This window comes from Pseudomonas sp. Tof1, assembly GCF_055390395.1.
The window spans coordinates 783,208-806,453 of record NZ_AP024344.1 but is presented as its reverse complement, the minus strand read 5'-3'; the positions used below and the strand labels follow the sequence as shown (position 1 = coordinate 806,453).

Annotated in this window: 22 protein-coding genes and 1 pseudogene; 12 read left to right on the top strand and 11 right to left on the bottom strand. The window is 63.9% G+C overall.

Annotation, left to right across the window (positions count from 1 at the left end):
* Positions 1-2 precede the first annotated feature (2 nt).
* The gene (gene hemL, locus ACZ5KU_RS03625; protein ID WP_054057103.1) at positions 3-1,286 is read left to right on the top strand and encodes a glutamate-1-semialdehyde 2,1-aminomutase; all 1,284 of its coding nucleotides are present in this window, start codon (positions 3-5) and stop codon (positions 1,284-1,286) included.
* A 237-nt stretch (positions 1,287-1,523) separates the two neighbouring features.
* Positions 1,524-2,072, top strand: coding sequence for a tetratricopeptide repeat protein (locus ACZ5KU_RS03620; protein ID WP_054057102.1), 549 nt, complete (start codon positions 1,524-1,526; stop codon positions 2,070-2,072).
* A gap of 40 nt (positions 2,073-2,112) precedes the next feature.
* Here ACZ5KU_RS03620 and ACZ5KU_RS03615 read toward each other — a convergent pair whose 3' ends face one another.
* The gene (locus tag ACZ5KU_RS03615) at positions 2,113-2,439 is read right to left on the bottom strand and encodes a DUF1820 family protein (RefSeq protein ID WP_054057101.1); all 327 of its coding nucleotides are present in this window, start codon (positions 2,437-2,439) and stop codon (positions 2,113-2,115) included.
* 136 nt (positions 2,440-2,575) lie between these two features.
* Here ACZ5KU_RS03615 and miaB point away from each other — a divergent pair, with 136 nt between their 5' ends.
* From miaB to lnt, 5 genes are all read left to right on the top strand, one after another.
* Positions 2,576-3,904: a tRNA (N6-isopentenyl adenosine(37)-C2)-methylthiotransferase MiaB gene (miaB, locus tag ACZ5KU_RS03610; RefSeq protein ID WP_054057100.1), complete on the top strand. Its 1,329-nt coding sequence runs from the start codon at positions 2,576-2,578 to the stop codon at positions 3,902-3,904.
* A 145-nt stretch (positions 3,905-4,049) separates the two neighbouring features.
* Positions 4,050-5,054, top strand: coding sequence for a PhoH family protein (locus ACZ5KU_RS03605; protein ID WP_054063741.1), 1,005 nt, complete (start codon positions 4,050-4,052; stop codon positions 5,052-5,054).
* The gene (gene ybeY / locus ACZ5KU_RS03600) at positions 5,047-5,505 is read left to right on the top strand and encodes an rRNA maturation RNase YbeY (RefSeq protein ID WP_054057098.1); all 459 of its coding nucleotides are present in this window, start codon (positions 5,047-5,049) and stop codon (positions 5,503-5,505) included. Before ACZ5KU_RS03605 ends, ybeY begins: the two co-directional genes overlap by 8 nt.
* Before the next feature lie 61 nt (positions 5,506-5,566).
* Positions 5,567-6,406 carry an HlyC/CorC family transporter gene (locus ACZ5KU_RS03595; protein WP_054057097.1) on the top strand — a complete coding sequence of 280 codons (840 nt, stop codon included), beginning with the start codon at positions 5,567-5,569 and terminating at the stop codon, positions 6,404-6,406.
* 17 nt (positions 6,407-6,423) lie between these two features.
* Positions 6,424-7,947 (top strand): apolipoprotein N-acyltransferase, encoded by a 1,524-nt coding sequence (gene lnt / locus ACZ5KU_RS03590; RefSeq protein ID WP_054057096.1) that lies wholly within the window; start codon positions 6,424-6,426, stop codon positions 7,945-7,947.
* Positions 7,948-8,031: 84 nt separating this feature from the next.
* Here lnt and ACZ5KU_RS03585 read toward each other — a convergent pair whose 3' ends face one another.
* Together ACZ5KU_RS03585 and ACZ5KU_RS03580 are read right to left on the bottom strand one after the other, a co-directional pair.
* Positions 8,032-8,823, bottom strand: a complete 792-nt coding sequence (locus tag ACZ5KU_RS03585; RefSeq protein ID WP_419736977.1) for a YdcF family protein — start codon at positions 8,821-8,823, stop codon at positions 8,032-8,034.
* Positions 8,824-8,939: 116 nt separating this feature from the next.
* A complete protein-coding gene (locus tag ACZ5KU_RS03580; protein ID WP_054060057.1) occupies positions 8,940-9,260 on the bottom strand; it encodes a hypothetical protein in 321 nt (106 codons plus the stop codon).
* 223 nt (positions 9,261-9,483) lie between these two features.
* Between ACZ5KU_RS03580 and leuS the strand changes: the two genes are divergently transcribed.
* From leuS to ACZ5KU_RS03555, 5 genes are all read left to right on the top strand, one after another.
* The gene (gene leuS / locus ACZ5KU_RS03575) at positions 9,484-12,090 is read left to right on the top strand and encodes a leucine--tRNA ligase (RefSeq protein ID WP_464736839.1); all 2,607 of its coding nucleotides are present in this window, start codon (positions 9,484-9,486) and stop codon (positions 12,088-12,090) included.
* An 85-nt stretch (positions 12,091-12,175) separates the two neighbouring features.
* Positions 12,176-12,781 (top strand): LPS-assembly lipoprotein LptE, encoded by a 606-nt coding sequence (locus ACZ5KU_RS03570; protein ID WP_273824674.1) that lies wholly within the window; start codon positions 12,176-12,178, stop codon positions 12,779-12,781.
* Between the two features lie 40 nt (positions 12,782-12,821).
* Complete coding sequence (gene holA / locus ACZ5KU_RS03565) at positions 12,822-13,859, top strand: DNA polymerase III subunit delta (RefSeq protein WP_054060059.1); 1,038 nt, start codon at positions 12,822-12,824, stop codon at positions 13,857-13,859.
* 66 nt (positions 13,860-13,925) lie between these two features.
* Entirely contained in the window at positions 13,926-14,087 is a 162-nt protein-coding gene (gene arfA, locus ACZ5KU_RS03560) for an alternative ribosome rescue factor ArfA (protein ID WP_017123357.1), read from the top strand.
* A gap of 72 nt (positions 14,088-14,159) precedes the next feature.
* A complete protein-coding gene (locus ACZ5KU_RS03555; RefSeq protein WP_054063736.1) occupies positions 14,160-15,476 on the top strand; it encodes a lytic murein transglycosylase in 1,317 nt (438 codons plus the stop codon).
* Positions 15,477-15,663: 187 nt separating this feature from the next.
* Here the strand turns inward: ACZ5KU_RS03555 and ACZ5KU_RS03550 are convergent, their stop codons facing one another.
* From ACZ5KU_RS03550 to rodA, 8 genes and pseudogenes are all read right to left on the bottom strand, one after another.
* The gene (locus ACZ5KU_RS03550; protein WP_464736838.1) at positions 15,664-16,617 is read right to left on the bottom strand and encodes a S66 peptidase family protein; all 954 of its coding nucleotides are present in this window, start codon (positions 16,615-16,617) and stop codon (positions 15,664-15,666) included.
* Between the two features lie 5 nt (positions 16,618-16,622).
* Positions 16,623-17,651: a lipoyl synthase gene (gene lipA / locus ACZ5KU_RS03545; protein ID WP_054060062.1), complete on the bottom strand. Its 1,029-nt coding sequence runs from the start codon at positions 17,649-17,651 to the stop codon at positions 16,623-16,625.
* Position 17,652: 1 nt separating this feature from the next.
* Positions 17,653-18,303: a lipoyl(octanoyl) transferase LipB gene (lipB, locus tag ACZ5KU_RS03540; RefSeq protein WP_054060063.1), complete on the bottom strand. Its 651-nt coding sequence runs from the start codon at positions 18,301-18,303 to the stop codon at positions 17,653-17,655.
* Positions 18,303-18,578: a DUF493 domain-containing protein gene (locus ACZ5KU_RS03535; RefSeq protein ID WP_017903133.1), complete on the bottom strand. Its 276-nt coding sequence runs from the start codon at positions 18,576-18,578 to the stop codon at positions 18,303-18,305. The genes lipB and ACZ5KU_RS03535 overlap by 1 nt, the downstream gene beginning before the upstream one ends.
* Before the next feature lie 108 nt (positions 18,579-18,686).
* Positions 18,687-19,850: a D-alanyl-D-alanine carboxypeptidase family protein gene (locus ACZ5KU_RS03530; protein ID WP_054060064.1), complete on the bottom strand. Its 1,164-nt coding sequence runs from the start codon at positions 19,848-19,850 to the stop codon at positions 18,687-18,689.
* 241 nt (positions 19,851-20,091) lie between these two features.
* On the bottom strand, positions 20,092-21,111 hold the full coding sequence (locus ACZ5KU_RS03525) for a septal ring lytic transglycosylase RlpA family protein (RefSeq protein ID WP_464736837.1): 1,020 nt from the start codon (positions 21,109-21,111) through the stop codon (positions 20,092-20,094).
* Entirely contained in the window at positions 21,111-22,121 is a 1,011-nt protein-coding gene (mltB, locus tag ACZ5KU_RS03520; protein WP_054060066.1) for a lytic murein transglycosylase B, read from the bottom strand. Before mltB ends, ACZ5KU_RS03525 begins: the two co-directional genes overlap by 1 nt.
* Before the next feature lie 17 nt (positions 22,122-22,138).
* Positions 22,139-23,241 (bottom strand): annotated as a pseudogene (rodA, locus tag ACZ5KU_RS03515) (rod shape-determining protein RodA).
* Positions 23,242-23,246 lie beyond the last annotated feature (5 nt).

The following is a 23,246-nucleotide window of genomic DNA, read 5'->3' as shown; positions in this document are numbered from 1 at the left end:
CCATGTCTCGTTCCGAAACGCTGTTTGCCAATGCCCAGAAACATATTCCCGGTGGCGTGAACTCGCCCGTTCGGGCGTTCAAGAGCGTCGGCGGCACCCCGCTGTTCTTCAAGCACGCCGAAGGCGCCTACGTCACCGATGAGGACGACAAGCGCTATGTCGACTACGTCGGTTCCTGGGGGCCGATGATCCTCGGCCACAGCCATCCGGACGTGCTCGATGCGGTGCGCAGGCAGCTGGAACACGGCCTGTCCTATGGCGCACCGACCGCCATGGAAACCGAAATGGCCGACCTGGTCTGCTCGATCGTGCCGTCGATGGAAATGGTGCGCATGGTCAGCTCCGGCACCGAGGCGACCATGAGCGCCATCCGCCTGGCCCGTGGCTACACCGGCCGCGACAGCATCATCAAGTTCGAAGGCTGCTACCACGGCCACTCCGACAGCCTGCTGGTCAAAGCCGGCTCCGGCGCGCTGACCCAGGGCGTACCGAGCTCGGCCGGCGTGCCGGCGGCGTTCGCCAGGCACACCCTGACCCTGCCGTTCAACGACATCGACGCGGTGGCGAAGATGCTCGGCGAGGTCGGCCAGGACGTGGCGTGCATCATCGTCGAGCCAGTGGCTGGCAACATGAACTGCGTGCCACCGGCGCCAGGTTTCCTCGAAGGCCTGCGCAGCCTGTGCGACCAGCACGGCGTGGTGCTGATCTTCGACGAAGTGATGACCGGCTTCCGCGTCGCCCTCGGCGGTGCCCAGGCCCACTACGGTGTGACCCCGGACCTGAGCACCTTCGGCAAGATCATCGGTGGCGGCATGCCCGTAGGCTGCTTCGGCGGCAAGCGCGAGATCATGTCACGCATCGCCCCACTGGGCCCGGTCTACCAGGCCGGCACCCTGTCCGGTAACCCGCTGGCCATGGCCGCCGGCCTGACCACCCTGCGCCTGATCAGCCGTCCGGGCTTCCATGCCGAACTGACCGACTACACCACGCGCCTGCTCGACGGCCTGCAGCAGCGTGCCGATGCCGCCGGTATCCCGTTCGTCACCACCCAGGCCGGCGGCATGTTCGGCCTGTATTTCAGCGGTGCCGACGACATCGTCACCTTCGACGACGTGATGGCCAGCGACGCCGACCGCTTCAAGCGCTTCTTCCACCTGATGCTCGAAGGCGGCGTATACCTGGCGCCAAGCGCCTTCGAAGCCGGCTTCACCTCGATCGCCCACGGCGACACCGAGCTGAAACTGACCCTGGATGCCGCCGAGCGGGCCTTCGCCGCGCTGAAATAAGCGCAGGCACCCGTCACCGATTCGACGCCGGGCCCGACCGGCGTCGACTTTCCCGGCTAAACTTTCGGTGTCGCTCCCCGTCATCCCATCCATGTCCGGCAAAACCGGGCGATATAACGCCCACGCAGCAGAAAAACGAGTAAAGACTTTGTAAGGTGGCCCCCGCTTATTTCATAATGCGCGCCATACACATCCCCTGGCCGGGTACGCCCGCCCTTCAGAGGTACGTCGATTCCCATGAACCGCACCAGCCGCGCCCTTTCATTGGGCTGCCTGTTGCTCCTTCAGCCGCTGCTGGCCCATGCCGGTGGCAACTCGTTGTTGATCCCGGCAATGGGGCGTTGCACCCTCAACACCCAGCCGCAGGATCTCGCCGAGGCCCTGAGCGCCTGCGAACAGGCAGCCAAGGGCGGCGACGCGCAGGCGCAATACGAGTTGGGCGAGTTCTACTACGACGGCAAGAATGCCCCACGCGACCTCAACAAGGCCCTGAGCAACTTCGAACTGGCTTCCCTGCAGGGTCACGCCCAGGCCCAGTTCCAGCTCGGCATCATGTTCTACAAGGGTGAGGGCGTACCGGCCAACAATGTCCAGGCCTATATCGTGCTGAAGATGGCGGCGGTCAATGGTGCCGAGGACGCCCTGGACACCGCCGACGAAGTCGCGGCACAGATGCCGCGGGACGAACTGGAGATGGCGACCCAGGTACTGGGGCAGATCTTCCGCAAGTACCTGCTGGAATTGCAGACCGCGGATGGGCGCACGCCCTTTTCACCGCTGCCCTGACCCGTTCCCTTGCGGGAAGTGACCGCCTTCAAGCCAGCGGTTATTTCTCCGGCATCGGCATCGGAAACGGCGTGACATTGCCCATGCCCCGCGCCTCGCTGATCTTCGGTGTACCCAGGCGCTCGACCTCGTCGATCCGCACGATCGAGTGCATCGGCACGAAACTGCGCACCACGCCCTCGAACTGTGCCTTGAGCTTTTCCTCGCCCGGATCGACCACCAGTTGCGTGCGCTCGCCAAAGACGAACTCCTCGACCTCCAGGAAGCCCCACAGATCGCTCTGATAGATCTGCTTGGCGTACATTTCGAACACCTGGCCCTGGTTGAGGAAAATCACCTTGTAGATCGGGGTTTCACGTTTGCTCATGGCGGGCGGACGACACATCGGGGCTATGGAAAGAGGGCGCGAACTATAGCATAGCCGTCGGACGCACAATGCTAGGAAGCGACCGCGATGACCCTTATAATGCGCGGTTCTTTGAATCACTCGACGACACCCGCCCATGGCCAAGAAGCTCTATATCGAAACCCACGGTTGCCAGATGAACGAGTACGACAGCTCGCGCATGGTCGACCTGCTGGGCGAACATCAGGCCCTGGAAGTCACCGCCCGCGCCGAAGACGCCGACGTCATCCTGCTCAACACCTGTTCGATCCGCGAACGCGCCCAGGATCGGGTCTATTCCCAGTTGGGCCGCTGGCGCGAGCTGAAGGAAGGCAATCCGGACATGGTGATCGCCGTCGGCGGCTGCGTCGCCAGCCAGGAAGGCGAGGCGATCCGCAAGCGCGCGCCGTATGTCGACGTGGTCTTCGGCCCGCAAACCCTGCACCGCCTGCCGGAGATGATCGACGCAGCGCGGGTCACCCGCCTGCCGCAGGTGGACATCTCGTTCCCGGAAATCGAGAAGTTCGACCACCTGCCCGAACCGCGCATCGACGGCCCCAGCGCCTACGTCTCGGTGATGGAAGGCTGCAGCAAGTACTGCACCTTCTGCGTGGTGCCCTACACCCGTGGCGAAGAGGTCAGCCGGCCATTCGACGACGTGATCGGCGAAATCATCCACCTGGCCGAGAACGGTGTGCGCGAAGTGACCCTGCTGGGGCAGAACGTCAACGGTTATCGCGGCGTCACCCATGACGGACGGCTGGCCGACCTGGCGGAACTGATCCGGGTGGTGGCGGCCGTCGACGGCATCGAACGCATTCGCTACACCACCTCGCATCCGCTGGAGTTCTCCGACAGCCTGATCCAGGCCCACGCCGAGGTCCCGGAACTGGTCAAGCACCTGCACCTACCGGTGCAGTCGGGCTCGGACCGCATTCTCGCGGCCATGAAACGCAATCACACCGCGCTGGAATACAAGTCCAAGCTGCGCAAACTGCGTGCCGCCGTGCCGGGCATCTGCATCAGTTCGGACTTCATCGTCGGCTTCCCCGGAGAAACCGAGAAGGACTTCCAGCAGACCATGAAGCTGATCGAGGACGTCGGTTTCGACTTCTCCTACTCGTTCGTCTACAGCCAGCGCCCCGGTACGCCAGCGGCGGACCTGCCGGACGACACCCCGGAAGAACTGAAGAAAGAGCGCCTGAACGCGTTGCAGCACCGCCTGAACCAGCAGGGGTTCGAGATCAGCCGACAAATGGTCGGCTCGGTCCAGCGCATCCTGGTGACCGACTACTCGAAAAAGGATCCGGGCGAACTGCAGGGCCGGACCGAGAATAACCGTATCGTCAACTTCCGCTGCGACAATCCGCAGTTGATCGGCCAGTTCGTCGACGTCCACATCGATTCCGCGCAGCCGCATTCGCTGCGCGGCTCGATGCTCCAGTAACGCCGTTGTGAGCAGCCTGGCCCCGATGCACCGTGTTCCTCGTCAAAGAGGGGACGGCCTGTCAGACGGAAGCGCTTTCGTCCCCCGGCTGCTAGCGTTATCCTTGAATTCATCTCCATTGCCGTCGGGCGGCTGATAAACAACCTTGAACGCACCCATAGAACCCCATCGTTTCATCCTCGAGCCCTTCGAGGCCCATCGCTTCGCCAATCTGTGCGGGCAGTTCGACGAGCATTTGCGTCTGATCGAACAGCGCCTGACCATCAAGATCCGCAACCGCGGCAATCAGTTCGAACTGATCGGCGAACCCAAGCTCACCACTTCCGCAGAACAACTGCTGCGCCGCCTGTACCGGGAAACCAAGGGTACCGAGCTGTCTCCGGACATGGTGCACCTGTTCCTGCAGGAATCCACTGCCGATGACCTGGAGAACAATCCGGTCGCCGAAGCCGCGGTGGCGCTGCGCACGAAAAAGGGCATGATTCGCCCGCGCGGCCTGAACCAGCAGCGCTACGTGAAGGAAGTGCTGGCCAACGACATCAACTTCGGCATCGGCCCGGCGGGTACCGGCAAGACCTACCTGGCGGTGGCCTGTGCCGTGGACGCCCTGGAGCGCGAGCAGGTGCGGCGGATCCTGCTGGTGCGCCCGGCGGTCGAGGCCGGGGAAAAACTCGGCTTCCTGCCGGGCGACCTGGCCCAGAAGATCGACCCGTACCTGCGCCCGCTGTACGACGCGCTGTATGAAATGCTCGGTTTCGAACACGTGGCCAAGCTGATCGAGCGCCAGGTGATCGAGATCGCCCCGTTGGCCTACATGCGCGGCCGCACGCTGAACAACAGCTTCATCATCCTCGACGAAAGCCAGAACACCACCGTCGAGCAGATGAAGATGTTCCTGACCCGGATCGGCTTCGGCTCGACTGCGGTCATCACCGGTGACATCACCCAGGTCGACCTGCCACGCGGCACCAAGTCCGGCCTGGCCCATGTCATCGAGGTACTCAAGGACGTGCCGGGTATCAGCTTCACCCACTTCCAGCCCAAGGACGTGGTGCGCCACCCGCTGGTGCAGCGCATCGTCGAAGCCTACGAGCGTTTCGACAAGCGCACCGAGTCCGCTGCGGCCAGGGACAGCCAAGCCGATGCTTGAACTCGACCTGCAACTGGCCACTGACGCACCGGCCCCGAGCGAGGCCGATTTCCGTACCTGGTGCGCCCTGGCCCTGCGCCAGCGCAGCGCCGACTCGGAGCTGACCATTCGACTGGTGGACGAGGCCGAGGGCCGCGAACTGAACCGTACCTGGCGCCAGAAGGACTACGCGACCAACGTGCTGTCCTTCCCCGCCGACGTGCCGGACGAGTTGCTGGATATTCCCCTGCTGGGGGATCTGGTGATCTGCGTTCCGGTGGTCGCCCGCGAGGCGGCCGAGCAAGGCAAGGCACTGGAGGCCCACTGGGCCCATCTGGTCATTCACGGCTGCCTGCATCTGTTGGGTTACGACCACATCGATGACGAGGAAGCCGAGGAAATGGAAGCACTGGAACGAGAGTTGCTTGCTGAACTGGGTCATCCGGACCCTTATGCCGATGACGAGCACTGATCACTCATCACATTGATCACCAACGACTGATCACTCAATCAAGGAAAACGAGTAAATCGCTATGAGCGAAGACCGATCGAGCAACGGGCAGAAGTCCTGGCTGGGTAAGCTGACCCAGGCTTTTGCCCATGAGCCGAAAAACCGCCAGGAGCTGATGGAGCTGCTGCGCGAAGCCCACCAGAACAAATTGCTGGACAGCGAAGCGCTGGCCATCGTCGAAGGCGCCATCCAGGTTGCCGACCTGCAGGTACGCGACATCATGGTCCCGCGCTCGCAGATGATCAGCATCAAGGCGACCCAGACACCCCGCGAATTCCTTCCCGCCGTCCTCGATGCCGCCCACTCACGCTATCCGGTGATCGGCGAAAGCCACGACGACGTCATGGGCGTCCTGCTGGCCAAGGACCTGCTGCCGCTGATCCTCAAGGAAAACGGCGAAGGCTTCAACATCAAGGACCTGCTGCGTCCGGCGACCTTCGTCCCCGAATCCAAGCGCCTGAACGTGCTGCTGCGCGAGTTCCGTGCCAACCACAACCACATGGCCATCGTCATCGACGAATACGGCGGCGTGGCGGGCCTGGTGACCATCGAGGACGTGCTGGAGCAGATCGTCGGCGATATCGAGGACGAGCACGACGTCGAGGAAGACAGCTACATCAAGCCGCTGCCCAGCGGTGATTTCCTGGTCAAGGCACTGACGCCGATCGAGAACTTCAACGAATTCTTCGACAGCGGATTCTCCGACGACGAGTTCGACACCGTCGGCGGCCTGGTGATGAGTGCGTTCGGCCATCTGCCAAAGCGTAATGAAACCACCGAGATCGGCGCGTATCGTTTCCGTATCCTGAATGCCGACAGCCGTCGGATCCACCTGATCCGCCTGACACCCATCAATCGCTAAGGACTGGAAGCTTCCCTATGCTGCGCTTAACCCGTCCCGGCTGGCCCGGTAACCTGCTGGCCGTGGCGGCTGGCGCGCTGACCACCCTGGCCCTGGCGCCGTTCGATATCTGGCCCCTGGCGTTGCTGGCGGTCGGCCTGTTCTATGCCGGCCTGCGCGAACTGTCGCCACGCCAGGCCCTGTGGCGCGGCTGGTGTTTCGGCTTCGGACTGTTCGGCGCCGGCACCAGCTGGATCTACGTGAGTATCCACACCTACGGCGGCGCCTCGGTGCTGTTGGCGGGCCTGCTGATGCTGGCGTTCATCGCCGCCATCGCCTGGTTCTTCGCCCTGCCCGCCTGGCTCTGGGCACGCTGGATCCGCCGCAATGAGGCGCCGCTGGCCGATGCCCTGGCCTTCGCCGCCCTGTGGGTCGCGCAGGAAGCCTTCCGCGGCTGGTTCCTGACCGGCTTCCCCTGGCTCTATTCCGGCTACAGCCAGCTGGACGGCCCCTTGGCCGGTCTCGCTCCACTGGGCGGGATCTGGCTGATCTCCTTCACCCTGGCCCTCACCGCGGCCCTGCTGTACAACGCCCGGCGCCTGCTCAAGGGTGGGCGCAAGGCGTTTATCGCGGCGGGCCTGGTGCTGCTGGTCGGGCCATGGGCCATCGGCCTGGCACTCAAGCATCATGCCTGGACCAGCCCGGCGGGCGAGCCGCTGAGCGTTGCCGCCCTCCAGGGCAATATCGAACAGAGCATGAAGTGGGACCCGGCGCAACTCAACGCACAATTGGCCTTGTATCGCGACATGAGCTTCAGCGCCAGGCGGACTGACCTGCTGGTGTGGCCGGAGACCGCGGTCCCGGTACTGAAGGAGTCCGCCGAAGGCTACCTGTCGATGATGGGCAACTTTGCCGCCGACCGGCATTCGGCCCTGATCACTGGCGTACCGATCCGCCAGGTGGTGCATAACGAGAAGCGCTACTTCAACGGCATCGTCGCGCTTGGCGAAGGCGACGGGGTCTACCTGAAGCAGAAGCTGGTACCGTTTGGCGAGTACGTCCCCCTGCAGGACCTGCTGCGAGGGCTGATCGAGTTCTTCGACCTGCCGATGTCCGACTTCGCCCGTGGCCCCGTCGACCAGCCGCTGTTGCAGGCCAAGGGCTATCAGATCGCCCCGTTCATCTGCTACGAAGTGGTCTACCCGGAATTCGCCGCCAGCCTGTCGGCACGTAGCGACCTGCTGCTGACCATCAGCAACGACACCTGGTTCGGCACCTCGATCGGCCCGCTGCAACACCTGCAGATGGCACAGATGCGCGCCCTGGAAGCCGGACGCTGGATGATCCGCGCCACCAACAACGGCGTGACCGGGCTGATCGATCCGTTCGGCCGGATCACCACGCAGATCCCGCAGTTCGAGCGCGGCATCCTGTATGGCGAAGTGGTACCGATGCACAACCTGACTCCGTACCTGCAGTGGCGTTCGTGGCCGCTGGTCATTCTCTGCGGCCTGCTGTTCGGCTGGGCGTTGCTGGCCAGCCGGATTGCCAAGACCGTCTGAAACACACCTGCGTCTTGTAGGAGCGTGGCTTGCCCGCGAAGCGCTTAACGTCCTTGAGGACGCCTTCGCGGGCAAGCCCTGCGCCTACAGAGGCGGTGAGCTGCCTTCGGGCACAGCCCGGTAGAAAAGTCGGTACCCTACCTGCCCCACCGCCTCGTTGATCAGTTGCCCACTGCGCCAGATCGCCTTGAACTCCGGCATCCAGCCACCCAAAGGGCTGGCATTGTCCCGCCCCAGGAAGCCGACCGGTGCCGGCACCACATTGAAACCGGCCTGTTCGAAGCTCCAGACCGCCCGCGGCATATGCGCGGCATGGGTGACCACCACCACGCGCCTGATCCCCAACGGCGCCAGCAATTCATGACTGAACCGGGCATTTTCCCAGGTCGTGGTGCTGCGCTCCTCCAGCCAGCGCACCGTCACCCCGGAATCCTCCCGCATCGACTCGGCCATCAACGCCGCCTCGCTGGGCGGTGTGCCATAGTGCAGGCCGCCGCTGGTCAGCACCGGCAAGCCCGAAGCCTTGGCCAGCCGCGCCGCATAGCGCTGGCGCTCCAGGCCGATACCGGTCGGCTGGTCGCTGCCCCAGGCCGAATCGCCGCGTTCGCGCCCGGAACCGAGCACCACGATGGCATCGGCGCGCTGCGCCAGCCCCGCCCACTCGCTACGCTCCAGCGCCGGCACGGTCTCCAGCGCCCGCGCGGACCATTCGACCACCACCGGCAGGCTGATCAGCCAGAACCCGCCAAACCCCAGGGCAAAGCACACCGCCGCCAGCCGCGGCCGGCGCCTGCGCAGCCACCAGGCCAGCGCCAGCAACAGCAGCAAAAGGCCGGGCGGCAGCAACAATTGTTTTAGGATGTAGCGAACAGGCATCGGGCACCTCCAGAAGATGCCCGAAGCCTAAGTGCATCAGGATCAATCAACAACCTTGCGGATCCTTGGCCCGGGGAACAGGCCAGGACAGACAACAGGATGCAGCCGGGCGGGCCTCATTTGGCCCGAAATGACTTGAACCGCGCCGAATACAGCTTCGGCGCCCTGTCCTTCAACCAGATGATCTCGGCCGAACGTACGTCTTCCCTCGGTTGTGAAACGGTTGCGCCAGACGTGTGCACGCCGCGACCGCTCAGGTCCAGATAGGCCCTGATCAGTTCGAACTCGGCGCTACTCAGGCCCCGCAACTCCAGCTCGGCAGGCCGCTCGTCACGCAGGCGGACCGCCGTCCTCGCCGCGTCGAGGGCGAGCCCAAGACGCGTGATCAGGCGTTCGTACAGCTCGGGATCAGTTACATTTCGCTGCGACTCCACCATCCGCTCACCTCATTGAAGATAAGTATCACTTCCCCCTCTATGAGCTTAGCGGCGCCCGGCCAACCAGCCTGCCGCCGCGACCAACGGCCTTCGTCGCGCAATCAGGGTTTCCCTCGGCGGAGCGGCGTCATGTATGCTACGGGGCTTCCTGTAACTCCACTTCCAGCAGCACCCGCACGGTGCGTTGAAGAGGATTGGGCCACCCTTTCCAGAACAAGTAGCCATGCACGAACACTATCAGCCCCGTGAAATCGAAAACGCCGCCCAATCGTTCTGGGACGAGCAGAAGTCCTTTGAAGTCAGTGAACAGCCAGGCAAGGACACCTACTACTGCCTGTCGATGTTCCCTTACCCCAGCGGCAAGCTGCACATGGGGCACGTGCGCAACTACACCATCGGCGACGTGATCGCCCGCTACCAGCGCATGCAGGGCAAGAACGTCCTGCAACCCATGGGCTGGGACGCCTTCGGCATGCCGGCGGAAAACGCCGCGATGAAGAACAAGGTCGCACCGGCCAAGTGGACCTACGAAAACATTGCCTACATGAAGAGCCAGCTGCGCAGCCTGGGCCTGGCGGTGGACTGGTCCCGCGAAGTGACCACCTGCAAGCCCGACTACTACCGTTGGGAACAGTGGCTGTTCACCCGCCTGTTCGAGAAAGGCGTGATCTACCGCAAGAACGGTACCGTGAACTGGGACCCGGTGGACCAGACCGTACTGGCCAACGAGCAGGTGATCGACGGCCGCGGCTGGCGTTCCGGCGCGCTGATCGAGAAGCGCGAAATCCCGATGTACTACTTCAAGATCACCGCCTACGCCGATGAACTGCTGGAAAGCCTCGACGAACTGCCGGGCTGGCCCGAGCAGGTCAAGACCATGCAGCGCAACTGGATCGGCAAGTCCCGCGGGATGGAAGTGCAGTTCCCGTACGACGTCGATTCCATCGGCGAAGCCGGCACGCTGAAGGTCTTCACCACCCGTCCGGACACCCTGATGGGCGCGACTTATGTCGCCGTCGCCGCCGAGCACCCGCTGGCGACCCAGGCCGCGCGCAACAACCCCGAACTGCAAGCCTTCATCGCCGAATGCAAGGCCGGCAGCGTCGCCGAAGCCGACGTCGCCACCCAGGAAAAGAAAGGCCTGCCAACCGGCCTGTTCGTCGCCCACCCGCTGACCGGCGAAAAACTGCCGGTGTGGGTCGCCAACTACGTGCTGATGCACTACGGCGACGGCGCCGTAATGGCAGTGCCGGCCCACGACGAACGTGACTTCGAGTTCGCCAGCAAGTACCACCTGCCGATCAAGTCGGTGGTGCGCACCAGCTCCGGCGACACCCACCCGGCCCCGTGGCAGGACGCCTACGGCGAACACGGCACCCTGATCAACTCCGGCGAGTTCGACGGCCTGGACTTCGCCGGCGCGTTCGACGCCATCGAAGCCGCGCTGATCAGGAAGAACCTCGGCGCCTCGCGTACCCAGTTCCGCCTGCGCGACTGGGGCATCAGCCGCCAGCGCTACTGGGGCTGTCCGATTCCGATCATCCACTGCGACAGCTGTGGTGACGTACCGGTACCGGAAGACCAACTGCCGGTCGTGCTGCCGGAAGACGTGGTGCCGGACGGCGCCGGTTCGCCACTGGCGCGCATGCCCGAGTTCTACGAGTGCAACTGCCCGAAATGCGGCCAGCCGGCCAAGCGTGAAACCGACACCATGGACACCTTCGTCGAGTCGTCCTGGTACTACGCCCGCTATGCCTCGCCACGCTACGAAGGTGGCCTGGTCGACCCGAAAGCGGCCAACCACTGGCTGCCGGTGGACCAGTACATCGGCGGTATCGAACACGCGATCCTGCACCTGCTGTACGCGCGCTTCTTCCACAAGCTGATGCGCGACGAAGGCCTGGTCAGCTCGAACGAGCCGTTCAAGAACCTGCTGACCCAGGGCATGGTGGTCGCCGAGACCTACTACCGTCGCGAAGCCAACGGTGGCTACACCTGGTACAACCCGGCGGACGTCGAGCTGGAGCGCGACAGCAAGGCCAAGATCATCGGCGCCAAGCTGATCAGCGACGGCCTGCCGGTGGAGATCGGTGGCACCGAGAAGATGGCCAAGTCGAAGAACAACGGCGTCGATCCGCAATCGATGATCGAGCAGTACGGCGCCGACACCTGCCGCCTGTTCATGATGTTCGCCTCGCCGCCCGACATGAGCCTGGAATGGTCCGACTCCGGCGTCGAGGGTGCACACCGCTTCCTCAAGCGTGTCTGGCGTCTGGCCCAGGCCCACGTGACCCAGGGTCTGCCGGGCAAGCTGGACCTGACCGCGCTGAACGACGAGCAGAAAGCGGTCCGCCGCTCCATCCACCTGGCGATCAGGCAGGCCAGCCAGGACGTCGGCCAGAACCACAAGTTCAACACCGCCATCGCCCAGGTGATGACCCTGATGAACGTGCTGGAAAAGGCGCCGCAGGGCTCCACCCAGGACCGCGCGCTGATCCAGGAAGGCCTGGAAACCGTGGCCCTGCTGCTCGCGCCGATCACCCCGCACATCAGCCACGAGCTGTGGAAACAGCTGGGCCAGGACGGCGCCATCATCGACGCCGGCTGGCCGGTGCTGGATGAAAGTGCCCTGGTCCAGGACAGCCTGGTGCTGGTGATTCAGGTCAACGGCAAGCTGCGTGGTCAGATCGAGATGCCGGCCAGCGCCACCCGCGAGGAAATCGAAGCGGCGGCCCGGGTCAACGAAAACGTACTGCGCTTCATCGATGGCCTGACGATCCGCAAGGTCATCGTCGTGCCCGGCAAGCTGGTCAACATCGTCGCCAGCTAATTGGACCAGGCGCCCGTCAGAGCGGGCGCCTTACAGGATTTCCGGGGCCGCCATGCCGGCCCGCGGTTTCAAGGGGAGCAACAAGATGATCAAACGCAATCTGCTGGTAATGGGCCTTGCGGTGCTGCTGAGCGCGTGCGGCTTCCAGCTGCGTGGCACGGGCACCTCCGAACTGACGATCAAGGAATTGTCGGTCAGCGCCCGCAACGCCTACGGGGATACGCTCAAGCAACTGACCCAGGTGCTGGAGCACAGCGGCGTCGACGTCCACAAGGGCGCGCCTTACAAGCTGGTACTGACCAACGAGCAGGAAACCCAGCGTGCAGCGAGCTACAGCGGCTCGGGTCGTAACGCCGAGTACGAACTCAACACCGCGCTGAACTACGAGATCCGTGGTGAGAAGGACCTGCTTCTGACTGGCGGCAAGCTGGAAGTGCAGAAATACTATGTGCACGACGGCAACAACATCACCGGCGGTGACGCCGAGGCCGCGGAGCTACGCAAGGAAATGCGTCGTGACCTGGTGCAGCAGATGGTCATCCGCCTGCAGGTGCTGACCCCGCAACAGCTGGACAGCCTCCAGCAGGCCGCTGATGCCAAGGCCAAGGCGGATGCCGATGCCCTGGAAGCCGCGCGCAAGTTCGAGGCCTCGCAGCCACAACAATCGCCTCTGGAACTGCCGAACCCGTAAACCATGTGGGGCGCCCCTGGCGCCCCCTGGCAACCCGCCCATGAAACTCGCTCCCGCCCAACTCGCCAAACACCTGCAGGGTGGCCTCGCGCCGGTCTATATCATCAGCGGCGACGATCCGCTGCTGTGTCAGGAGGCTGCCGACGCCATTCGTGCCACCGCCCGCCAGCAAGGCTTCGATGAGCGCCAGGTGTTCAGTGCCGACGCCAACTTCGACTGGGGCACCCTGCTGCAAGCCGGTGCCAGCATGTCGCTGTTCGCCGAGAAACGCCTGCTGGAACTGCGCCTGCCGTCGGGCAAGCCGGGTGACAAGGGCGCCGCCGCGCTGATGGAGTACTGCGCGCGACCGGCCGACGATACCCTGCTGCTGATCAGCCTGCCCAAGCTCGACGGCAGCGCGCAGAAGACCAAGTGGGGCAAGGCGCTGATCGAAGGCCAGCAGACCCAGTTCATCCAGATCTGGCCGGTGGATGCCAACCAGTTGCCGCAATGGATTCGCCAGCGCCTGGCCCAGGCCGGGCTTTCCGCCCAGCAGGATGCCGTGGAACTGATTGCCGCACGGGTCGAGGGCAACCTGCTGGCCGCCGCCCAGGAAATCGAAAAGCTCAAGCTGATGGCCGAGGGCGGGCAGATCACCATCGAGACGGTGCAGGCGGCGGTGGCCGACAGTGCCCGCTTCGATGTGTTCGGCCTGGTCGATGCCGTGCTCAATGGCGAGGCAGCCCACTCCCTGCGCATGCTCGAAGGGCTGCGTGGCGAAGGGGTCGAGCCGCCGGTGATTCTCTGGGCCCTGGCCCGGGAACTGCGGCTGCTGGCCAACCTGTCCCAGCAGTACAGCCAGGGCGTACCGCTGGACAAGGCCTTCAGCCAGGCCAAGCCGCCGGTGTGGGACAAACGCCGACCACTGATGAGCAAGGCCCTGCAACGCCACTCGGCACAACGCTGGAGCCAGTTGCTGATGGATGCCCAGCGCATCGACGCGCAGATCAAGGGCCAGGCTGCCGGCTCGCCATGGAGCAGCCTGAGCCGACTCAGCCTACTGATGTGTGGACAGCGTCTGGCGCTGCCAGCGGAATAACCCCACTGGACAGACAGGTGCATCTGCCTGATGATTCGCGCTCTTCCAACCCAAGAGTGCACTGCCATGAGCAAGCCGTCCCGGCGCCGTCCCAACAAAGCCAAATCGATCATCGCCCAGCCATTGTTCCGAAGCCGCCAGGAACAGCCGGCCAAAGGCAAGGGCAGCTACCGTCGCGAAGCCTTCCAGTCCAAAAGCTGGGAGGCTTCTGACTTTCTGGCCGCGTGAAAGTGTCATCACGACCTGCACCCCCAAGGCATGATAAGGTCAACACCTGATTCGCATTCTTCGGACCCGCGCATGCCCTTTAGTCTCACCCTCGGTTGGCCTTTGCGCCGACTGTTCGCCGCCACCAGCTTCATCCTGCTCGTCGCCTGTGCGGAAAAGCCCACGGCCGCCGACGCCCAGCCGCTGCCAACACTGCCCGCTACGCCGGTGCCGACTCCCGCAGCAGCACCTGCCACCGATACCCCGTTTATCCAGCCCGCCCAGAGTTTCGAGGATTGGCGCGCGGCATTCCGTATCGAGGCATTGCGCGCCGGGATCACCCCGAATACCTTCGACAACGCCTTCGCCGGCGTCAGCCCCGACATGAGCGTGATCAAGGCCGATCGCAGCCAGCCGGAGTTCACCCGGCCGGTGTGGGAATACCTCGACGGCGCACTGTCGGCGACCCGCGTGCGCAAGGGCCAGGCCCTGCTGGTGCAGAACAGCGCGGTGCTGCAGAGCATCGAGCAGCGTTATGGCGTCGACCGCGAGGCCCTCGTCGCGGTCTGGGGCATGGAGAGCAACTTCGGCCAGTTCCAGGGCGATAAATCGGTGATCCGTTCGCTGGCGACCCTGGCCTACGAAGGCCGTCGTCCGGGCTTCGCCCAGAGCCAATTGCTGGCCGCCCTGCAGATCATCCAGCATGGTGATATCCGTCCGGAACAGATGCTCGGCTCCTGGGCCGGCGCCATGGGCCAGACCCAGTTCATCCCGACCACCTACAACAGCTATGCGGTGGACTTTGACGGCGATGGCCGCCGGGATATCTGGAACGATTCGGCCGATGCCCTGGCCTCGACCGCCAACTACCTGCAAAGCTCGGGTTGGCAGAAAGGCCAGCCTTGGGGTTTCGAAGTCGCGGTACCGGCCGGTTTCGACTACTCGCTGGCCGACGGCGCCATCCGCAAGCCGGTCAGCGAATGGCTGCAGATGGGCGTGCAACTGCCCGCCGGCGTCGCCCTGCCCTATGGCGCCGCACCGCTCTCGGCTTCGCTGCTGCTACCGGCGGGTTATCGTGGGCCGGGGTTCCTGGTGCTCGACAACTTCCGCGCCATCCTCAAGTACAACAACTCGTCGTCCTATGGCCTGGCGGTCGGGCTGCTGTCCCAGCGGTTCAACAGTGGTGGCGTAATTCGCGGCAGTTGGCCCAAGGATGACCTGCCACTGAGCCGCAGCGAGCGGATCGAGTTGCAGACGCTGCTCAGCAGCACGGGCTACGATGCCGGCAACCCGGATGGGATCATCGGGGCCAACACCCGCAAGGCCATTCGCGGTGCACAGCAATCGCTGGGTTGGCCAGCGGATGGCTATCCGAATCACAAGCTGCTCGAGAGCTTGCGCAAACGCTAGAAAGCAACGCGCTCCCTTAGGAGCCGGGCTTGCCCGCGCAGCTTTCAGTGGCTGCGCTGTCCTCTTCGCAGGCAAGCCTTGCTCCTACAGCGCATGTCGTATCAGTTTGGGAGCGGGCCCTGTTCGCGGGCAAGTCGGATCGCCGCACCGCCTGCCTCTACAGGCCTCGTGTCGAATCTGGACGAAATCAGATCCGCACCACATCCTGCTCCAGCACCAGCCGCCGTGCATCGGCCTCCAGGCGCACCTGCGCACCTAGCGGCAGCGTCAGGTTCGGGTCGCAATGCCCACTGCGCCAACCGGCCAGCACCGGAATCCCCAGGGGGCCCAGTTCCTGCTTGAGCAGCCTCGCCAGGGCATCGCTGTCGACCTCGGCAAAATCCCCCACCAGCACGCCCTTCAGGCCTTCGAGCTTGCCTGCCAGGCGCAGGTGGGTGAGCAGCCGATCCACCCGATACAGAGGCTCGTTGACGTCCTCGATGAACAGGATCACGCCATCGGTATCGATTTCGTAGGGCGTCCCCAGGCTGGTGCAGATCAACGTCAGATTACCGCCCTGCAGGCGCCCATGGGCGCTTCCCGGGGCCAGGGTGCTCAGTGGATAGGCTTCGGGGTGTTCGAGCGTATCACCGGCCTTGAGACGGCCACCAAGCAGGTCGAACAGGGACGCTTCGGTCGGTGGCAACTTGCCCTTGAGCAGATCGATGTTGAACATCGGTCCATGGAACGTCATGAACCCGGCGTAACGGGCAATTGCCAGGTGCAGGGCGGTGATATCGCTGTAGCCGACCAGCAGCTTGGGATTGCGGGCGAGCAGCGGGTAATCGATCCGCTCCAGCAGCCGCGGGCAGCCATAACCGCCTCGCAGGCAGAGGATGGCGTCGATTTCCGGGTCGGAGAAGGCATCGTGCAGGTCCCGCAGGCGAACCTCGTCGCTGCCGGCCAGGTAACCGTCCCGTTGCGAGACACCTGGAAAGATCCGTAGCTCATAACCGCGCGAGCGTACCCACTGCCGGGCTTCCTGCGGGTCGATGGCGACCGGGCCGGCCGGGGCGATCAGGCCGATCACCCCGCCCTGGGGCAGTGCCGACACCGCGCTTTGTTCCGGGTAGAAGTCCCGCACGGGTCGAAGGCTGCCCATGGGTCTTACGACGCTCCCAGCAGTTCGGCCTTGACCAGCTTGGCCTGCTCGTCGGCATGGTACGAGGAACGCACCAGCGGGCCTGAGGCGATGTTCTTGAAGCCCATCTTGTAGCCTTCCTCGGCGAACCAGGCGAAGGTGTCCGGATGGACGAAACGCTGCACCGGCAGGTGACTGCGCGATGGCTGCAGGTACTGGCCGAGGGTCAGCATGTCGATGTCATGCTCGCGCATGCGCTTCATCACTTCGATGACTTCGTCGTCGGTCTCGCCCAGGCCGAGCATCAGGCCGGACTTGGTCGGTACGTGCGGGACCATCTGCTTGAAGCGCTGCAGCAGGGTCAGCGACCACTGGTAGTCGGAACCCGGACGCGCGGCCTTGTACAGGCGCGGTACGGTTTCCAGGTTGTGGTTGAACACATCCGGCGGCTCGGCCGCGGTGATTTCCAGGGCGACGTCCATACGGCCGCGGTAGTCCGGGACCAGGGTCTCGAGCTGCACGTTCGGCGACAGCTTGCGGATCTCGCGGATGCAGTCGGCGAAGTGCTGGGCACCGCCGTCACGCAGGTCGTCGCGGTCCACCGAAGTGATCACCACGTACTTCAGGCGCAGGTCGGCAATCGCCACCGCCAGGTTCTTCGGCTCGTCGACGTCCAAAGGCTTCGGCCGGCCATGGCCGACGTCGCAGAACGGGCAACGACGGGTGCAGATGTCACCCATGATCATGAAGGTCGCGGTACCGCCGCTGAAGCACTCGCCCAGGTTCGGGCAGGAGGCCTCTTCGCAGACACTGTGCAGCTTGTGCTTGCGCAGCAATTGCTTGATGCGGTCGACTTCCGGCGACACCGGGATGCGCACGCGAATCCAGTCGGGCTTCTTCGGCAGCTCGGTAGTCGGGATGATCTTCACCGGGATCCGCGCGACCTTCTCGGCACCACGCAGCTTGACGCCGGTTTCGACTTTCGCACGGGCCGGGCGCTCGGAAACATCCAGCGCCGGGATCAGGGTTTGCACAGCGTCTTGCGCAGTAGTCATATCAATCGATTCCGCCCGTGAGGGTCGTCTGCTCAGCATAGTCGAGGTGTTTGACGAGCTGCGCACGCAGCCGGGCACTTACCTCGGCAAATTCAATCGGTCCTGTGTGGTCGCGCAGCTGGGTCATCGCCAGCCCCGCATAACCGCAGGGGTTAATCCGTCGGAACGGCGCCAGGTCCATGTCGACGTTCAACGCCAGGCCATGGAAGGAACAGCCGTTGCGAATCCGCAGGCCCAGGGAGGCGATTTTCGCGCCATTGACGTATACCCCGGGAGCATCGGCCTTGGCCTCGGCCTGCACGCCATACTCGGCGAGCAGCTCGATCAGGCTGCGTTCCATCCGGCTGACCAGTTCGCGCACGCCGAAACCCAGGCGGCGAACGTCCAGCAGCAGATAGGCCACCAGTTGACCAGGCCCATGATAAGTCACTTGGCCGCCACGATCGACCTTCACCACCGGAATGTCGCCCGGCAGCAGCAGGTGCTCGGCCTTGCCGGCCTGGCCCTGGGTGAAGACCGGCGGGTGCTGCACCAGCCAGACTTCATCGGGAAACTCTTCGGACTTGCGTCCGTCGGTGAATCGCTGCATGGCATGCCAGACCGGCTCGTAAGGCGTCTGGCCGAGCTCGCGAAAGCCCAACATGCCTGCCATCACAGCACCATGTGTACGAAGCCGGTGGCCCGCAACTCGCTGTTGATGTTGTACAACTGGTCCTGGTCGGTGGCCACGATGTGCAGCTGGATTGTGGTGTACTTGCCGTTGCTGCTCTGGCGTTCGTCCACCCGCTGGTCGTTGATCGTCGCATGCTTGCGGACGATCTCGACGATCTTGTCCTTGTTGCCCACACCCGTGTCACTGATCACCTTGACCGGATAGTCGGTAACCGGGAACTCGATTTTCGGAGCTTTTACTTCAGTGTCTGTCATGACAATAACGGCCTCGTAAGCCCAGGCAACGGACGTGCCTCGCACCCGGGTCGGGTGGAGGCACGCAAATCGACACTATGTGATGAAAATGCCGCTGGTGAAACCGCGTCAGTTGAACATGCCGTAGAAGAACATGCGGATGCTATCCCACAGGCGACGGAAGATACCACCTTCCTCCACCGCGTCCAGCGCGATCAGATCAGTGCTGCGCACCACCTTGTCATCCAGTTTGACTTCCACTTTACCGATGACGTCACCCTTGGCGATCGGCGCGACCAGTTTCGGGTTGATGGTCATGCTGGCGGCGAGCTTTTTCAGCTGGCCTTTAGGCATGGTCATGGTCAGGTCTTCGGCCAGGCCGGCCTTGACTTCGTGGGTGGTGCCTTTCCAGACCGGCGCCTTGGCCAGCTCGGTGCCCTTCTGGTAGAAGGTCTGGGTTTCGAAGAAGCGGAAACCGTAGGTCAAAAGCTTCTGGGTCTCGGCTGCACGGGCCGCTTCGCTGTTGGTACCGAACACCACCGCGATCAGGCGCTGGCCGTCACGCACCGCCGAGGACACCATGCAGTAGCCGGCTTCTTCGGTGTGGCCGGTCTTCAGGCCGTCAACGGTCTTGTCACGCCACAGCAACAGGTTGCGGTTGGGCTGCTTGATGCCGTTCCAGAAGAATTCCTTCTGCGAGTAGATGGCGTAGTGCACCGGGTCGACACGGATGATCGCGCGAGCCAGCAGCGCCATGTCGTGGGCCGACGAGTAGTGCTCGGGGTTCGGCAGGCCGGTCGGGTTCATGAAGTGGCTGTTGCTCATGCCCAGATCGCCAGCGGTCTTGTTCATCATGTCGGCGAAGGCATCTTCGCTGCCGGCGATGTGCTCGGACAGCGCCACGCTGGCGTCGTTGCCGGACTGAATGATGATTCCGTGCAGCAGGTCGCTGACGGTCACCTGCGAACCGACCTTGACGAACATCCGCGAACCACCGGTACGCCAGGCGTTCTCGCTGATGGTCACCGGATCGTTCTCGCCGATCTGGCCGCGACGGATTTCCAGGGTCGCGATGTAGGCGGTCATCAGTTTGGTCAGGCTCGCCGGCGGCAGGCGCTGGTCGCCGTTGTTCTCGACCAGCACGTTGCCGCTGGCGGCATCCATGAGCACGTAGGACTTGGCGGCAAGTTGCGGCGACGCCGGCAACGCCATGTCATCGGCAGCCCAGGCGGCGGGCGCCATGATCAACGGCACAAGCAGGCACAAACGTTTGGCAAAGGTGGTGATGTTCATCCGTCTCTCGAAATCGCTAATGGAAACTTGCCCTCACGGGCAAAACTAATCAGACAGCCAGAGGCTGCCCCGTGTTCGGTTGCTCGCTCCACCACCCTTTCCAGGCTTTTATTATTAAACGAACCAACAACCAGGCCCCGGCCCCAGGCTCAGCACCCCATGTATCCGCGCTCGCCCAGGCGGCGTTGAAACATTCTGTACAGAGCCTTGGAAGGCTGCCCAATCCGCCATTTTGCCTGTGTTACTCCGACGTCACCAGACTTGGCGAGCCGAGATTGGCCAGGCGGACACTGTTCTGCACCTGCTGGACCTCATCCGGCGTGCCGATCGGCCCCATCCGCACCCGATGCAGTGTCTGCTGGTTGCGTACGATCGAACTGACGAACACCGGCGCCTTGACCATCGAGCTCAGCTTCGAGCGCAGCAGTTCGGCAGCGTCCGGGTTCGCGAAGGCGCCCACCTGGAGATACTGGCCAGAGGCTGGTACCGCACCGTTTTTTTTTGCATCGGCCTGTGCCTGCACAGGGACCACGTCGGTGGCGTGCTGTTGCGGCGGTGGCGTCCACTGCTCGATGGTGCCGGTGGAAGCCGACAGAGCCGGCGTGGACGCCTGCGCCACCTGCGGTTCATTGAGCATCAGCGGCGCCGGCCGGCCACGCTGGGCCCACCATTGTTGCGGATCGATGCCTTCGACCCGGACCCGCGCCGTGCCGATCTCGGCGTAGCCGAGCTTCTTGGCGGCGGCGTAGGACAGGTCGATGATCCGGTCGGAATAGAACGGCCCGCGGTCGTTGACCCGCAGGATCACACTGCGATTGTTGTCCAGGTTGGTCACCCGCACGTAGCTGGGCAGCGGCAGGGTCTTGTGCGCGGCGCTCATGCCGTACAGGTCGTAGACCTCGCCGTTGGCGGTGTTCTGGCCGTGGAACTTGGTGCCGTACCAGGACGCGGTACCCTGGGCGATGTAGTTCTTCGAATCCTGCAGCGGGAAGTAGGTCTTGCCCAGCACCGTGTAGGGGTTGGCCTTGTAGGGACCGGAATGCAGGGTCGGGGTGGCGTCGGGAATCCGCGATACATCGACGTCCCACCATGGCGCGCCGTCCTTGTGGGCCCGATTGATGTCCAGCCCGGGCTTGGAACGGATCGCATTGGAAGACGACGACTGATAGGGCGAACGGCTGGACGAGCAACTGACCACCAGCACCGCCAGCGCGGTGCAAGCCAACAGCTTCAGTGGTTTGGAAATCGGCAAAGCCTGCATTACTTGACGCCCCGTGCTTGGACCAACAGGTCGGACAGCTGATGCACGGCCATGGCGTACATTACGCTGCGGTTATAGCGCGTGATCGCATAAAAATTCTTCAGGCCCATCCAGTATTCAGGCCCATTGTCGCCTTCCAGGCGAAATGCCGTCACCGGCATGTCATCGCGCAGCGCATCATGACTCGACCAGCCCAGTGCCCGCAACTCCCCCACGGTCTTCACCGGGTCGAGACCGGGGCTCAGCCCCTGGTCGACCTGGTCACCGCGCACATCGGCGCGACTGACCACCGGCTCGCCGGTCACCCAGCCGTGGCGCTTGAAATAGCTGGCGACACTGCCGATGGCGTCGTCGGCGTTGGTCCAGATATTGATGTGGCCGGTGCCGTCGAAATCCACCGCATAGGCGCGGAAACTGCTCGGCATGAACTGCGGCAGGCCCATCGCCCCGGCGTAGGAGCCCTTGAGGCTCAGCGGATCGAGCTGCTCCTCGCGGGCCAGCAGCAGGAACTCGCGCAGTTCCTTGCGGAAGAACTCGGCGCGGGGCGGGTAGTCGAAGCCCAGGGTCGACAGGGCATCGATCACCCGGTAGTTGCCGGTGTTGCGGCCAAAGAAGGTTTCCACGCCGATGATCGCGACAATCACCTGGGCCGGCACGCCATATTCCTGCTCGGCGCGGGCCAGGGCGGCCTCGTGCTGGCGCCAGAAGTCGACGCCACGGGCGACCCGGGCATCGGTGAGGAACATCGGGCGGTATTCCTTCCACGGCTTGACCCGCTCGGCCGGCCGGGAAATCGCATCGAGAATGCTCTGCTTGCGCTCGACCTGACGGAACACGTCCATCAGTTGCTCGCCGGCGAAACCATAGTCGCGGGTCATTTCACCGACGAACTCGGCGACTTGCGGCGATCCTTCGTAATCACCGGCCAGCGCCCCCGGCGCGGCCCCCAGGCAGCCGAGAAGGCCCATCCAGGGAGCGCATCGAGCCGCCCAGTCGCGCATCACTTGCATTGAACTGTTCACCTTAATCAAACCTGTGCGATCCACTTACGGTGGGTATGGATCGACATCAAAATCCCAAACGCTGACAGCAGTGTCACCAGCGAAGTTCCGCCGTAGCTAATGAACGGCAACGGCACCCCGACGACAGGCAACAGGCCACTGACCATACCGATATTGACGAAAACATAAACGAAGAAAGTCATGGTCAGGCTGCCAGCCAGCAGCTTGCCGAACAGGGTCTGGGCCTGGGCGGTGATCACCAGCCCACGACCGATCAGCAACAGGTATAGCAGCAGCAGGACGCAGATCCCCACCAGGCCGAACTCCTCGCCCATCACCGCGATGATGAAGTCGGTGTGGCTTTCCGGCAGGAAGTCCAGGTGCGACTGGGTGCCCAGCAGCCAGCCCTTGCCGAACACGCCGCCGGAACCGATGGCGGCCTTGGACTGGATGATGTTCCAGCCGGTCCCCAGCGGGTCGCTTTCCGGGTCGAGGAAGGTCAGGATCCGCTGCTTCTGGTAGTCGTGCATGATGAAGAACCACATGCCCACCGCCACCGGTACCGCCGCTGCCAGCACGCTGAGGATCCAGCGCCAGCGCAGCCCCCCATGAACAGCACGAACGCGCCGCCCGCCAGCACCAGCAGCGAGGTGCCGAGGTCGGGCTGGCGGACGATCAGGATGAAGGGCACGCCGATCAGCATCAGGCTGATCCCCACATGCTTGAGCTGCGGCGGCAGGGTGCGCTTGGACAGGTACCAGGCGATGGTCGCCGGCATCAGGATCTTCATGAATTCCGACGGCTGGAAACGAATCACCCCGGGAATGTTGATCCAGCGCGTGGCGCCCATGGCGTTGTGGCCCATGACGTCCACCACCACCAGCAGCATGACCCCCAGCACATAGGCCAGGGGCACCCAGCGGGCCATGAAACGCGGCTCGAACTGGGCAATGACGATCATCGACACCAGGCCGATACCGAAGGACGTCGCCTGCTTGATCAGCAGGTCCCAGCTCTTGCCGCTGGCCGAGTACAGGACGAACAGGCTGCCGGCCGCCAGGGTCAGCAGCAGGACCAGCAACGGGCCGTCGATGTGCATGCGCTGCAACAGGGTGGCCCGGCGGCGCATCACAT

Excerpts from the sequence above, each read along its gene's own strand:
- ACZ5KU_RS03530 (WP_054060064.1), bottom strand. The coding sequence starts at position 19,850 with ATGAACATCACCACCTTTGCCAAACGTTTGTGCCTGCTTGTGCCGTTG.
- ACZ5KU_RS03550 (WP_464736838.1), bottom strand. The coding sequence starts at position 16,617 with ATGGGCAGCCTTCGACCCGTGCGGGACTTCTACCCGGAACAAAGCGCG.
- ACZ5KU_RS03535 (WP_017903133.1), bottom strand. The coding sequence starts at position 18,578 with ATGACAGACACTGAAGTAAAAGCTCCGAAAATCGAGTTCCCGGTTACC.
- ybeY (WP_054057098.1), top strand. The coding sequence starts at position 5,047 with ATGCTTGAACTCGACCTGCAACTGGCCACTGACGCACCGGCCCCGAGC.
- lnt (WP_054057096.1), top strand. The coding sequence starts at position 6,424 with ATGCTGCGCTTAACCCGTCCCGGCTGGCCCGGTAACCTGCTGGCCGTG.
- ACZ5KU_RS03585 (WP_419736977.1), bottom strand. The coding sequence starts at position 8,823 with ATGCCTGTTCGCTACATCCTAAAACAATTGTTGCTGCCGCCCGGCCTT.
- ACZ5KU_RS03570 (WP_273824674.1), top strand. The coding sequence starts at position 12,176 with ATGATCAAACGCAATCTGCTGGTAATGGGCCTTGCGGTGCTGCTGAGC.
- miaB (WP_054057100.1), top strand. The coding sequence starts at position 2,576 with ATGGCCAAGAAGCTCTATATCGAAACCCACGGTTGCCAGATGAACGAG.
- ACZ5KU_RS03580 (WP_054060057.1), bottom strand. The coding sequence starts at position 9,260 with ATGGTGGAGTCGCAGCGAAATGTAACTGATCCCGAGCTGTACGAACGC.
- mltB (WP_054060066.1), bottom strand. The coding sequence starts at position 22,121 with ATGCAAGTGATGCGCGACTGGGCGGCTCGATGCGCTCCCTGGATGGGC.
- leuS (WP_464736839.1), top strand. The coding sequence starts at position 9,484 with ATGCACGAACACTATCAGCCCCGTGAAATCGAAAACGCCGCCCAATCG.
- ACZ5KU_RS03595 (WP_054057097.1), top strand. The coding sequence starts at position 5,567 with ATGAGCGAAGACCGATCGAGCAACGGGCAGAAGTCCTGGCTGGGTAAG.
- lipB (WP_054060063.1), bottom strand. The coding sequence starts at position 18,303 with ATGGCAGGCATGTTGGGCTTTCGCGAGCTCGGCCAGACGCCTTACGAG.
- ACZ5KU_RS03620 (WP_054057102.1), top strand. The coding sequence starts at position 1,524 with ATGAACCGCACCAGCCGCGCCCTTTCATTGGGCTGCCTGTTGCTCCTT.
- ACZ5KU_RS03525 (WP_464736837.1), bottom strand. The coding sequence starts at position 21,111 with ATGCAGGCTTTGCCGATTTCCAAACCACTGAAGCTGTTGGCTTGCACC.
- ACZ5KU_RS03555 (WP_054063736.1), top strand. The coding sequence starts at position 14,160 with ATGCCCTTTAGTCTCACCCTCGGTTGGCCTTTGCGCCGACTGTTCGCC.
- arfA (WP_017123357.1), top strand. The coding sequence starts at position 13,926 with ATGAGCAAGCCGTCCCGGCGCCGTCCCAACAAAGCCAAATCGATCATC.
- ACZ5KU_RS03615 (WP_054057101.1), bottom strand. The coding sequence starts at position 2,439 with ATGAGCAAACGTGAAACCCCGATCTACAAGGTGATTTTCCTCAACCAG.
- holA (WP_054060059.1), top strand. The coding sequence starts at position 12,822 with ATGAAACTCGCTCCCGCCCAACTCGCCAAACACCTGCAGGGTGGCCTC.
- hemL (WP_054057103.1), top strand. The coding sequence starts at position 3 with ATGTCTCGTTCCGAAACGCTGTTTGCCAATGCCCAGAAACATATTCCC.
- lipA (WP_054060062.1), bottom strand. The coding sequence starts at position 17,651 with ATGACTACTGCGCAAGACGCTGTGCAAACCCTGATCCCGGCGCTGGAT.